We start from the raw sequence: 13,334 nt of genomic DNA on the forward strand, positions 1-13,334 counted from the left end.
GAATTAAATAAAGACGAACAATACCAATGACTGCTTTATTAACAATTATAGTTTTAGTATTTATTTTAGTTGCCATTTGGCAAATGGTTAAAATATTCGATTTAGCACAAGCTAGAAGCGGAAATGATACACCTGGAGTAGCCACAGATAAAGATAATGCCTTAAATGGGCGTTTAATGATGGGATTTTTAGCATTTATTTATGTTATAACCATTGTTTCTTGTGTTAAATGGGGCGATTTACCATTATTATCAAATGCTGCCTCTGAACATGGACCAACCATAGATAACTTAATGATTATATCATTAGTAATTATCTTTATTGTACAAATTGTAACACAGTTTTTATTACACTATTTTGCATTTAAATACAAAGGAGAAAAAGGTAGACAAGCCTTGTTTTTTGCCGATAATAATAAACTAGAAGCTATCTGGACTATTATCCCAGTAATTGTTTTAGCTGGTTTAATTATTTACGGATTAAACACTTGGATTAACATCATGGGTGTTGATGAAAGCGATGATCCTTTAGTAGTAGAGTTATACGCTCAACAGTTTAACTGGAAAGCACGTTATGCTGGAGCAGATAATACTTTAGGTAAGGCTAATGTTCGTTTAATTGATATAGATCGTGCTAATATTTTAGGTTTAGATGAGTCTGACCCTAATGCACAAGATGATATTATTACAACAGAATTACATTTACCTGTTGGTAAGCCAGTATTATTTAAAATGCGTTCGCAAGATGTATTACACTCTGCTTATATGCCTCATTTTAGAGCTCAAATGAACTGTGTTCCTGGTATGATTACTCAGTTTGGTTTTACACCAACTGTAACTACAGAGGAAATGAGACAGAACCCTGATATGATAGAAAAAGTACAAAATATTAATAATATTAGAGTTGAAAAAAGTAAGGATTTAGTAGCTGAAGGTGAAGATGCTCTTGAACGTTATGAGTTTGATTATTTATTACTTTGTAATAAAATTTGCGGTAAATCTCATTACAATATGCAAATGAAAATTATTGTTGAAACGCAAGAAGAATTTGATGCTTGGATTAAAGAGCAAAAGGAATTTAAAAACTCTCTAATTAACTAATTAAAAAAAGAAAAACGATATAAGATTATGTCAGCACACGCAGATATTCACGCTCACGACGACCACGGACATCATCATAAAGAAACGTTTGTAACTAAATATATATTTAGTCAAGACCATAAAATGATTGCCAAACAGTACCTTATAACTGGTACCATTATGGGAATTATTGGTGTAATGATGTCATTAATGTTCCGTATGCAAATTGCATGGCCAGAAGAACCTAATGTGATATTTGAAGCACTTTTAGGTAAATGGGCACCAGACGGTGTAATGGATGCCGATATTTATTTGGCATTAGTTACTATCCATGGTACCATTATGGTATTCTTTGTATTAACGGCTGGTTTAAGTGGTACCTTTAGTAACTTATTAATACCATTGCAAATTGGGGCACGAGATATGGCTTCTGGATTTTTAAACATGGTATCATACTGGCTGTTCTTTTTATCTAGTGTTATTATGGTAATCTCTTTATTTGTACAGGCGGGTCCTGCTGCAGCTGGATGGACAATATACCCTCCATTAAGTGCTTTACCTATGGCACAAGGAGGTTCTGGTACAGGTATGACTTTATGGTTAGTGGCTATGGCAATTTTTATTGCTTCTTCTTTATTAGGATCGCTTAACTACATTGTTACTGTATTAAATTTAAGAACTAAAGGAATGTCTATGACAAGATTGCCTTTAACAATTTGGGCATTCTTTATTACAGCTGTAATTGGTGTTATTTCATTCCCAGTTTTATTATCTGCAGCTTTATTATTAATAATGGATAGAAGTTTTGGTACATCATTCTTCTTATCAGATATATTTATACAAGGTGAAGTTTTACATTACCAAGGAGGTTCACCAGTGTTATTTGAACATTTATTCTGGTTCTTAGGTCACCCAGAGGTATATATTGTAATATTACCTGCAATGGGAATAGTGTCTGAAATTATGGCGGCAAATTCACGTAAACCAATTTTTGGTTATCGTGCTATGATTGCATCAATATTAGCTATCGCGTTTTTATCCACAATTGTTTGGGGTCACCATATGTTTGTATCAGGAATGAACCCATTCTTAGGATCTGTGTTTACTTTTACAACATTATTAATTGCAATTCCATCTGCCGTTAAAGCTTTCAACTGGATTACCACCCTTTGGAAAGGTAATCTACAAATGAACCCTGCTATGTTGTTTTCAATTGGGTTTGTATCAACATTTATAACAGGTGGTTTAACAGGAATTATACTTGGAGATAGTGCTTTAGATATTAATGTACATGACACCTATTTTGTTGTAGCGCACTTCCACTTAGTTATGGGTATATCTGCATTGTATGGTATGTTTGCTGGTATTTATCACTGGTATCCTAAAATGTTTGGTAGAATGTTAAATAAAAACTTAGGATATATTCATTTTTGGTTAACCGCTGTTTGTGCCTATGGGGTTTTCTTCCCAATGCATTTTATTGGTATGGCAGGTTTACCACGTCGTTATTATACCAATAGTAATTTCCCATTATTTGACGATTTAGCAAATGTAAATGTGGTAATTACAATATTTGCATTAATAGGTGGTGTAGTACAATTAGTATATTTATATAATTTCTTTGTTAGTATTTTCTACGGAAAGAAAGCATCTCAAAATCCGTGGCGTTCTACTACTTTAGAATGGACAACACCTGTTGAACATATTCATGGTAACTGGCCAGGTGAAATACCTCATGTATACCGTTGGGCTTACGATTATAGTAAACCAGGTCATGATGAAGACTTTGTTCCTCAAAACATTCCTCTAAAAGAAGGAGAGGAAGAGCTTCAGCACTAGTTAATATAATTTATCTTATATATTCAAAACCCGTCTATTAATAGACGGGTTTTGTCGTTTAAAGGCTTTTTTTTCCGATAAAAAGCAAATTTATCACAATAAATCGATGAAATACAAAAAAATCAGTTAAATTGCGAAAGAAATATTTTATTAACGAATAACTGATTATCAATATCAAGTCATTTAGATATATAAGCTATTAACAACTATTAATTAACCCAATCTATGAAAACAAAACCTATTTTTAAGGTTTCAACTTCGTTTGTGACCTTTGTAATGGCATTGCTTTGGACCGCTTTTTCTGCTATAGCGCAGTGTCCAACAGTCACAAATCCAACGCCTCCACCAATATGTGATGCTTCAGGATATACTTTTGCAGATTTAAGTGCAGATTATGCAACTGATAATGGTAATGGTATTGTTTGGTATAACTCACTTACAGGTACTAATCCTTTTATTGACAATGAATTACTTTCAGAAGGAACCTATTATGCTGATGATAGTTCAGGATCTTGTGGTAGCAGACAGCCCATAACTATTAGTTTTCAAGTATCAGAAAGTGGTCAAAACCTTGATCAGATTTATTGTAGTAATGAAGGTGCTACAATACAAACGTATATTGATGATGTTTTGCAAATCAACATTCCAAGTGGAGGTGATATAGAAATTTACTATGACTTAGATTTAACAAATCAAGCAAACAGTACAGATGCTATTCCTAGCGGAGCAACAAAATATTTTATTGTTTTCACTGATAATGGAGGATGTAGAAGTCAAGTAGAAATTGGTCAAGTAGGTGTTTTTAATGCACCAGCAGATCCAACCCCTGTAAATCCGCAAGGGTTCTGTTCAGATACTAACCCAACCATTGGAGATTTAGATCCTGGAACTGCAGCAACAAATATTAGTTGGTATAATAGCTTAGATGCTTTTGGAGACCCTATTCCGCCAGCATTATCATTATCAACTCCATTAGTTGATGGTAATACCTATTACGTTCAAATAAATGATGTGTTTTGTGTTAGTAATCCTGTAGCAGTAAATGTAAATATTGATACACCTGTAGATGCAGGTACTTCTGGAAATTTAGAATATTGTATTGATAATTTACCTACGTTAGATTTCAATTTATATGATGAATTAGGCGGAACACCAGAAACAACAGGAAGTTGGTTTGGACCGTTAACTACAACAAATGGTTATCAAGGTACTGTAAATATATCATCTTTAACCGCAGGAACTCATACATTCGTTTATACAGTATTGAGTGCAGGTGTTTGTCCAGATGAAACTTCAAATGTTATTATTACAGTTAACGAAACCTTATCATCTGGGATGCCATCTGCTTTAAATCCTGCTTCGTTTTGCGAGTCCAGTTTACCAGCAGCGTTTGATTTGTTTACTTTATTAGATAATGAAGATGCAGGAGGACAATGGACACAAGGAACCTCAAGTTCAGACCCTGTAATTATATCTCCAATAGATTTAACCGGATTTACTCCAGGAACGTATGATTTTACGTATACCCAAAATGTGTCACCTAACCCTTGTCCTGAAGAATCTACCAAAGTTCAAGTAATTGTTTTAGCAGACCCCAATGCGGGAGTAGCTGTAAATCAAACATTTTGTGAGAATGTTTTAGGCGCTAACACTCCTTTTAATTTGTTTGATGCTTTAGATGGTTCGCAAGATCATGATAATGGAACTTGGACAGATGTTTCTAATGCCACCATTTCAAATGCTCTGGATATTACAACTCTTACCGTAGCAGGAAGTCCTTATTCTTATAGCTATACCATTGATAACGGTACATGTTCTGATACAGAAGAAATAACTATTACCATAGAGCCTGCTCCAGAATCAGGTGAACCTGTATTAGCTATTACAGAATTTTGCGAAGGTGCTGCTCCAGCAAGTTTTAATTTATTCGATTTGTTAACGGGTGAAGATCAAACTGGAACTTGGATTGATGACGATGCAACAGGAGCACTAACTGGTAATACCGTAGATTTATCAGGATTAGCGGCTAACACCTATAATTTTACTTATGATGTAGATGCCATTGGAAGTTGTGACGATGTAAATGTAACAGTAAGTGTCATAATAAATCCGTTACCTAACACCGGAACACCAACGACAGTCGTGCTTTGTGAGAATGATGTTATACCAAATTCACCTTTAGATTTATTTGGACAATTGTCAGGAGAAGATGCTGGCGGAACTTGGTCAGATGATAATTCAACAGGCGCTTTATCAGGTAGTAATTTAGATTTAACAGCTTTGGCAGTTGGTTCTTATAATTTTACATACAGTATAACAGACGCCAATAGTTGTACTAACAGTAGTACAGTAACAGTTACAATTGAAGATGCCCCAGAATCGGGTACAGTAAATACGCCTCAAGAATTTTGTAAAGGTGCTGCTCCAGCAAGTTTTAATTTATTCGATTTATTAACGGGTGAAGATCAAACTGGAACTTGGATTGATGACGATGCAACAGGAGCACTAACCGGTAATACCGTAGATTTATCAGGATTAGCGGCTAACACCTATAATTTTACTTATGATGTAGATGCCATTGGAAGTTGTGACGATGCAAATGTAACGGTTAGTATTATTATAAATCCGTTACCTAACACCGGAACACCAACGACAGTCGTGCTTTGTGAGAATGATGTTATACCAAATTCACCTTTAGATTTATTTGGACAATTGTCAGGAGAAGATGCTGGCGGAACTTGGTCAGATGATAATTCAACAGGCGCTTTATCAGGTAGTAATTTAGATTTAACAGCTTTGGCAGTTGGTTCTTATAATTTTACATACAGTATAACAGACTCCAATAGTTGTACTAACAGTAGTACAGTAACAGTTACAATTGAAGATGCCCCAGAATCGGGTACAGTAAATACGCCTCAAGAATTTTGTAAAGGTGCTGCTCCAGCAAGTTTTAATTTATTCGATTTATTAACGGGTGAAGATCAAACTGGAACTTGGATTGATGACGATGCAACAGGAGCACTAACCGGTAATACCGTAGATTTATCAGGATTAGCAGCTAACACCTATAATTTCACATATGATGTAGATGCCATTGGAAGTTGTGACGATGTAAACGTAACGGTTAGTATTATTATAAATGATACGCCGGCACCAGCAGCATCAGCAACTCAAGAATTTTGTGATAGTGCTACGGTTGCAGATTTAGTTGTAACTGGTAATGCTGTACAGTGGTATGATGTTGCTACAGAAGGAACACCATTGGCAAATACAACAGTGCTTGCAGATGCTAAAACGTATTATGTAACCCAAACAGATGCTACAACAGGATGTGAATCTTCAACAAGAACCGCTGTATTAGTAACAATTTATCAATCTCCAAATGCAGGAAATATTAACACGACTCCAATAGTTGCGTGTAATACAGATAATAATATAGATTTATTTAATGGTTTAGATGGTACTCAAGATAATGGAGGTATTTGGAATAATAATGATGGTGTAGGTAATTTAACAGGAAACATATTTGATGCCACAGGAGTTTCAGCAGGAACTTATAGTTTTACTTATACAGTAATAGCTTCGGCTCCATGTGTAGATGATAGCGAAACTATTACCGTAACCATTGAAGAGCCTTTAGATGCTGGAACAGATGGCGCACCATTAAATTTATGTAGTAATAACGGAACTATAGATTTATTTACTCAATTAGGAGGAACACCAGATTCTGGTGGAACATGGTCTCCAGTAATGGCAAGTGGTACTGGGGTTTTTAATCCTTTAGTAGATGCTCCTGGAACATATACGTATACTTTATCAAATGGATGTGGAACGGTGTCAAGCAGTATTGATGTAGCAGTAACCTTAGCACCAAATGCAGGAGCTGATACCTCGGTAGATTTATGTATGATTGATGGCCCCATTGATTTATTTGAGCAATTAGGCTCTGGAGCACAAAGCGGAGGAACATGGTCGCCAGCAATGGCTAGTAGTACAGGTGTTTTTGATCCAGCAGTAGATGCAGCTGTTGTATACACTTATACCGTTGCAGCAGTTTCACCCTGTTCACCAGATGCTACAGCTACTGTTACAGTAACTGTTAATGATACACCAACGCCAACAGTAACAGATAACAATCCTGAATTTTGTTTGATTGACAATCCTACAGTTTCAGATTTAGATAGCACTATAAGTTCAACAGGAACTATAAATTGGTATGAAGATGCCTCCTTAACATTACCGTTAACAGGAACAGAAAGTTTAGTTGATGGTGAAGATTATTACGCAACACAAACCAATAGTTCGGGTTGCGAATCATCTAACGCAGTTCAAATTGATGTTACTGTTAATGATACGGCAACCCCAACATTGTTAGATGCTTCAGCTGAATATTGTATTAATGATGGGCCTATGATATTAGATTTAACCAACAATATTGCAGAGTATGATTCTAATGCAGGAAATGTAGTTTGGTATGATTCTGAAACAGGAGGATCAATAATATCTAGTAGTACAAATTTAACTAATACAACATATTACGCAGCGTTAATAGATGCATCAACAGGTTGTGAAAGTAGTACGCGTTTAGCTGTTACTCCAAACGTAACCGCCTGTGGGAAAATTAAATTACCAGATGGTTTCTCACCAAACGGAGATGGTGTAAATGACACGTATGAAGTAGATAATTTAGCCTTATTATACCCAAATTTTGAAATAGAAATTTATAATAGAAACGGAAACCTTGTGTATAAAGGCAATGCCAATACACCAAGATTTGATGGTACTTCAAATCAATCCAGAATCATTTCAAAAGGAGACTTACCAGTAGGAGTTTATTTCTACATATTTAGGTTTAATGATGGCGAAAACAAACCAGAACAAGGACGCTTATACTTAAGCAGATAATTTATAGATAAAGCAAAATTTAGAAACAATGAAACATTTAAATATATATCATAAAATAGCTGCTTTGTTAAGTTTGACGTTCTTGTCATTACAAAGTTTTGCTCAACAAGATCCTCAGTTTACACAATACATGTACAACATGAGTGTTATTAATCCGGCTTATGCTACTGCAGAAGAAGGAATATTAAACTTAGGAGGACTTTATAGAACCCAATGGGTAGGTATTGAAGGCGCCCCTAAAACAGGAACCTTTTTTGCACATACACCAATAAATGATAAAATAGAGATGGGAATCTCATTTACAAATGATGATATTGGTGATGTTGTTAGCGAAAATAATATATACGCAGATTTTGCATATGTATTACCCGTTGGTGTTGAAAGTAAAATTTCTTTTGGTTTAAAAGCAGGTTTAACCATGTTTGATACAAATTTTGATGGATTTGTATTGCAATCTGGAGGAACAAATACCGATGTAGCTTTTAACGAAAACATTAACAAAGTATTTCCAAATTTAGGTATAGGGGCCTTCTTTTTTGCAGATAATTATTATTTAGGGTTATCTGCACCTAATATGTTGTCAACAAAACATTTAGAAGAAGAAAGTGGAGTAAAAGCAACAGGTGTAGAAAATGTACACTACTTTTTTACAGGCGGATATGTGTTCAATATTAATCAGAATGTAAAACTAAAACCAGCATTTATGGGTAAAGCAGTAAAAGGTGCTCCAATGGCTTTAGATGTTACAGCAAACGTTTTAATTAATGAAAAACTAGAAGCTGGTTTAGGCTATCGTTTAGGAGATGCCATGAGTGCTTTAGTGAATTTTAGAGTTACTCCAGAACTCAGAATTGGCTATGCCTATGATTATACAACTACTAACTTAGGAGATTTTAACTCTGGATCTCATGAAATATTCATTTTGTTTGATGTTGATTTATTCGGTTTTAAAGGCGGATATGATCGTTCACCAAGATTCTTCTAATTTTTAATACTAGGAAACATGAAAAAATACATATACACACTTGCAAGCCTTTTATTAGTTAGTGGAATAGCATTAGCACAAAAAGGAAACCTAAAAAGAGCCAATAAGCTTTTTGAAATGAGAGCTTATACCCAAGCGGCCGAAACTTATGAAACTAAAGCGCGTACACAAGAAGTGTTACAAAATTTGGCAGATAGTTACTATTATAACACCAGCCTTGAAAAGGCTATTGAAACCTATAGAGAATTATTTGTTAAATACGGAGATTCTATTGACATAGAGTATCATTTTAGGTTTGCACAAGCATTAAAAGGGGTTAAAGATTATAAAGAAGCCGATAAACATTTAAGTAAATATTACAATAAACCAGTTAATACTTTAGAGTTTATTGAGGCTAATAAAAAAATAACACCTCATAATTTTGAACTAAAACAAATTGAAAATGAAGGCTCTAGAAATGATTTTGGGTTGTCGTTTTATAGAGATAATAAAGTAGTTTTTGCTTCGGCTAGAAATACAGAAAACCCTTCATATTCATGGAATGAATTACCCTATTTAGACTTGTACACTGCAACGCTTACAAATTCTAATACGTTAATTAATGTGCAGCCATTTTCTGAAGCCATTAATACCAGTTCTCATGAAAGTAATGCTGTTTTTACTAAAGATGGAAAAACCATGTATTTTAATAGAACTAACAGCACCCGTAAAAAAACTGATAAAGAGCGTATAGCCCACATTAAAATTTATAAAGCAGAATTAATTAATGGTGAATGGACAAATGTTACGGCTTTACCATTTACATCAAATAGTTATAGTACAGAACACCCGGCGTTAAGTAATGATGAAAAAACACTGTATTTTGCTAGCGATATGCCCGGAAGTTACGGAAGTTTCGATATTTACAAAGTAGCCATAAACGAAGATGGCACTTACGGAGAACCCGAAAATTTAGGCAAAACTATTAACACCAAACACCGTGAGCAATTCCCTTTTATAAGTGAACTTAATGTGCTTTATTTTTCATCTATAGGGCATCAAGGTTATGGTGGTTTAGATGTTTTTAGAAGCAAGATGGTTAACGGTGATTTTGATAAACCAGTAAATTTAGGAAGCACCATTAATAGCAACTTAGATGATTTTGCCTATGTAATTAGAGAAAAAGATAATATGGGTTATGTATCATCTAACCGTACAGGGTATGATAGAATTTTTAGTTTTTCAAGACAAGAAAATCTATTAGCAAAATATCAAGTTGAAGGTGTTGTAAAAGATAAAAACAGTAATAAACTTCTGCCAGGAGCATTGGTAGAAATTATTGATCAATCTAACAACATAATTAAAGATACCATTGTGGGAGAAAATGGTTATTATGTTTTTAAACTAGAGCCTAATAAATTATATAAAATTAGAGGAACTCGTCAAGCATATATAGATCAAGAATTAGAGTTTTTAACCAGTAAATACGGTAAATCTCATAAAATTGATATTAATTTAGAATCACTTACTAATGCCGAAGAACGTATTAGGCAAAACGATAAAGGTGAATTACAGGTTCAGCTAGATAAAATTTATTTTAACTACAATGCATCTGAAATAACAAGTGAGGCGGCCAAAACATTAGATGTTTTAGTAGATTTAATGAAGAAGTACCCATCTATAGAAGTAGAAATTGCTGCACATACAGATGCCCGTGGATCAGAACAATATAATTTAAACTTATCAAAACAAAGAGCTGCTTTGGTATTAGAGTATTTAGTTAATCAAGGTATTGATGAAAACAGATTAAAAAGTGTAGGCTATGGAGAAACAAGACCGCTAAATAAATGCGTAAAAGAAGGTATTTGTGATGATGAAGAATACGATATTAACAGACGTTGTGAGTTTACAATCTTAAAATAACCAACCAAACCCCCTTAAAGCCTTTCTTTCTGATAACCTCAGAATTGAAAGGCTTTTTTACATATGTTTTCACCATTTATTACTTTCTAAGTAAGTCGTTTGTTTTACGTATTTTTATCATGTTATAAATTAGTAAGCCTATGGTGTATTATATAATTGCAATAGTTTTATTTTTGTTGGTAGGTTATATTATTCACAAGTTAGCCTACATAAGGTTTAAAAAAATAACAGGAAGAATACCAAAAAGGAGAGAGTATTGGAGTATCTATCACTGGGAAGGTATTCTAGGTATAAGTGCAGTAATTGTTCTTGTTCTTGTATATGTTTTAAAAACCACCAATGTTTTAACGCTTTAATGTTTTAAAAATCCGAATGGTTAATCGGGTTAAGACACACTATAAAAATGAACGAAAACCTAGATCCAACAAACGAGAATTTTTCGCCAGAAGAATTAGATGTAGAAAAAAAGTTAAGACCCTTAGAATTTGATGATTTTACAGGTCAAGATCAAGTGTTGGAAAATTTGCAAATATTTGTAAAAGCTGCTAATTTAAGAGGAGAAGCTCTAGATCATACACTGTTTCATGGACCACCAGGGTTAGGAAAAACAACTTTAGCTCATATTTTGGCTAATGAATTGGAAGTTGGAATTAAAGTAACATCGGGTCCGGTTTTAGATAAACCAGGAGATTTGGCAGGCTTATTAACCAATTTAGAAGAGCGTGATGTTTTGTTTATAGATGAAATTCATCGGTTAAGTCCTATTGTAGAAGAGTATTTGTACTCAGCAATGGAAGACTATAAAATCGATATTATGATTGAAACAGGGCCAAATGCTAGAACTGTTCAAATTAACTTAAATCCATTTACTCTGGTTGGAGCCACTACACGCTCAGGTCTATTAACGTCACCCATGCGGGCGCGTTTTGGTATTCAAAGTAGGTTAGAGTATTATAAAACCGATTTACTAACCACTATAATACAGCGAAGTGCCAGCATTTTAGACGTGCCAATTTCAATGGAAGCTGCTATTGAAATTGCCGGACGAAGCAGAGGAACACCACGTATTGCCAACGCATTATTGCGTAGAGTGCGTGATTTTGCACAAATAAAAGGCAATGGTACTATTGATATTAAAATTGCAAAATTTGCTTTAGAAGCCTTAAATGTAGATGCGCATGGTTTAGATGATATGGATAACAAAATTCTATCAACCATCATAGATAAATTTAAAGGTGGTCCAGTAGGTATTACAACCATAGCCACAGCAGTAAGTGAAAGCCCAGAAACCATAGAAGAAGTTTATGAACCCTTTTTAATACAACAAGGTTTTATAATGAGAACCCCACGTGGGCGCGAAGTAACAGAACAAGCCTACAAACACTTAGGAAAGGCTAAAGGGTCAACACAAGGCGGATTGTTTTAATATCTTATGTTGCTCTAAATAGGTTTTAGCATTTCTATTTATGACATTAAAAGCTAAACATACCCAACTTATAAAAACCGAAGCAAAACGCCTCGGTTTTTTGTCTTGTGGTATTAGTAAAGCACAATTTTTAGAAGACGAAGCTCCAAGATTAGAAAAATGGTTAAGCCAAAACATGCATGGAGACATGCGTTATATGGAAAACCATTTTGATAAGCGTTTAGACCCAACTAAATTAGTTGAAGGTTCAAAAAGTGTAGTGTCTTTGTTGTTAAACTATTACCCAAGCCAAGAGCAAACAGCTAATAGTTACAAGCTTTCTAAATATGCTTACGGAACAGATTATCATTTTGTAATTAAAGATAAATTAAAATCACTTTTACAATTTATTCAAGATGAAATAGGAGAGGTAAACGGAAGGGCTTTTGTAGATTCTGCACCAGTTTTAGATAAAGCTTGGGCTGCAAAAAGTGGATTGGGTTGGATAGGGAAACATAGTAATTTATTAACTCAAAAAGTGGGCTCATTTTATTTTATAGCAGAACTTATAATAGATTTAGATTTAGAATATGACGCTCCAGTTACCAATCATTGCGGTACTTGTACTGCATGTATTGATGCCTGCCCAACAGAAGCCATAACAGAGCCTTATGTAGTAGATGGAAGTAAGTGTATTTCTTACTTTACAATAGAGTTAAAAGATAACATCCCAACAGAATTCAAAGGAAAATTTGATGATTGGATGTTTGGCTGTGATGTATGTCAAGACGTCTGTCCGTGGAACCGTTTTTCAAAGTCTCACAATGAACCACTTTTTAATCCACATCCAGAACTACTATCAATGACAAAGCAAGATTGGGAAGACATAACCGAAGAAACCTTTCGTAAAGTATTTAAAAAATCTGCAGTAAAACGAACCAAGTACTCTGGTTTAAAACGAAATATTAGTTTCTTAAAGAAAAATTAAAGATTATCTAGTAAATTTCAGAGTAAGGCATTTTATAGGCATGTCTATATTTTACAGCATAAAGCCTTATCTTTATAGTTAAAATCCAATACTCGTAGTAAGCTTTTTTTCTAAACTGTTTTATTCTTTTATATAACTTCATAGGGCTTAATTTTAAAACAAAGTTAGTAAATTTACTTTTAATTTACAATTTGTTAACATTAAATTTACATTAGGAATTAAAAACGCACT

9 protein-coding genes are annotated in these 13,334 nt (G+C 34.1%); 8 read left to right on the plus strand and 1 reads right to left on the minus strand.

The window, feature by feature from the left end; genetic code table 11:
* Positions 1 to 26: 26 nt before the first annotated feature.
* From BWZ22_RS08290 to queG, 8 genes are all read left to right on the plus strand, one after another.
* Positions 27 to 1,100: a cytochrome c oxidase subunit II gene (locus BWZ22_RS08290; protein ID WP_076699268.1), complete on the plus strand. Its 1,074-nt coding sequence runs from the start codon at positions 27 to 29 to the stop codon at positions 1,098 to 1,100.
* A gap of 27 nt (positions 1,101 to 1,127) precedes the next feature.
* Positions 1,128 to 2,918 carry a cbb3-type cytochrome c oxidase subunit I gene (locus BWZ22_RS08295; protein WP_076699270.1) on the plus strand — a complete coding sequence of 597 codons (1,791 nt, stop codon included), beginning with the start codon at positions 1,128 to 1,130 and terminating at the stop codon, positions 2,916 to 2,918.
* A gap of 225 nt (positions 2,919 to 3,143) precedes the next feature.
* A complete protein-coding gene (locus BWZ22_RS08300) occupies positions 3,144 to 7,823 on the plus strand; it encodes a gliding motility-associated C-terminal domain-containing protein (protein WP_076699271.1) in 4,680 nt (1,559 codons plus the stop codon).
* A gap of 28 nt (positions 7,824 to 7,851) precedes the next feature.
* Complete coding sequence (locus BWZ22_RS08305) at positions 7,852 to 8,808, plus strand: type IX secretion system membrane protein PorP/SprF (protein ID WP_076699273.1); 957 nt, start codon at positions 7,852 to 7,854, stop codon at positions 8,806 to 8,808.
* 18 nt (positions 8,809 to 8,826) lie between these two features.
* Entirely contained in the window at positions 8,827 to 10,710 is a 1,884-nt protein-coding gene (locus tag BWZ22_RS08310) for an OmpA family protein (RefSeq protein ID WP_076699274.1), read from the plus strand.
* Between the two features lie 140 nt (positions 10,711 to 10,850).
* Entirely contained in the window at positions 10,851 to 11,066 is a 216-nt protein-coding gene (locus tag BWZ22_RS08315; protein ID WP_076699276.1) for a hypothetical protein, read from the plus strand.
* A gap of 47 nt (positions 11,067 to 11,113) precedes the next feature.
* Positions 11,114 to 12,136 carry a Holliday junction branch migration DNA helicase RuvB gene (gene ruvB, locus BWZ22_RS08320; RefSeq protein ID WP_076699277.1) on the plus strand — a complete coding sequence of 341 codons (1,023 nt, stop codon included), beginning with the start codon at positions 11,114 to 11,116 and terminating at the stop codon, positions 12,134 to 12,136.
* 40 nt (positions 12,137 to 12,176) lie between these two features.
* Positions 12,177 to 13,103 (plus strand): tRNA epoxyqueuosine(34) reductase QueG, encoded by a 927-nt coding sequence (gene queG / locus BWZ22_RS08325; RefSeq protein WP_076699279.1) that lies wholly within the window; start codon positions 12,177 to 12,179, stop codon positions 13,101 to 13,103.
* A gap of 7 nt (positions 13,104 to 13,110) precedes the next feature.
* Here queG and BWZ22_RS16985 read toward each other — a convergent pair whose 3' ends face one another.
* Entirely contained in the window at positions 13,111 to 13,245 is a 135-nt protein-coding gene (locus BWZ22_RS16985) for a hypothetical protein (protein WP_256371313.1), read from the minus strand.
* Positions 13,246 to 13,334: the final 89 nt, after the last annotated feature.

This window comes from Seonamhaeicola sp. S2-3, from assembly GCF_001971785.1.
In the GTDB taxonomy this organism is placed as follows: domain Bacteria; phylum Bacteroidota; class Bacteroidia; order Flavobacteriales; family Flavobacteriaceae; genus Seonamhaeicola.

Excerpts from the sequence above, each read along its gene's own strand:
- BWZ22_RS08290 (WP_076699268.1), top strand. The coding sequence starts at position 27 with ATGACTGCTTTATTAACAATTATAGTTTTAGTATTTATTTTAGTTGCC.
- BWZ22_RS16985 (WP_256371313.1), bottom strand. The coding sequence starts at position 13,245 with ATGAAGTTATATAAAAGAATAAAACAGTTTAGAAAAAAAGCTTACTAC.
- BWZ22_RS08310 (WP_076699274.1), top strand. The coding sequence starts at position 8,827 with ATGAAAAAATACATATACACACTTGCAAGCCTTTTATTAGTTAGTGGA.
- BWZ22_RS08305 (WP_076699273.1), top strand. The coding sequence starts at position 7,852 with ATGAAACATTTAAATATATATCATAAAATAGCTGCTTTGTTAAGTTTG.
- queG (WP_076699279.1), top strand. The coding sequence starts at position 12,177 with ATGACATTAAAAGCTAAACATACCCAACTTATAAAAACCGAAGCAAAA.
- ruvB (WP_076699277.1), top strand. The coding sequence starts at position 11,114 with ATGAACGAAAACCTAGATCCAACAAACGAGAATTTTTCGCCAGAAGAA.
- BWZ22_RS08295 (WP_076699270.1), top strand. The coding sequence starts at position 1,128 with ATGTCAGCACACGCAGATATTCACGCTCACGACGACCACGGACATCAT.
- BWZ22_RS08300 (WP_076699271.1), top strand. The coding sequence starts at position 3,144 with ATGAAAACAAAACCTATTTTTAAGGTTTCAACTTCGTTTGTGACCTTT.
- BWZ22_RS08315 (WP_076699276.1), top strand. The coding sequence starts at position 10,851 with ATGGTGTATTATATAATTGCAATAGTTTTATTTTTGTTGGTAGGTTAT.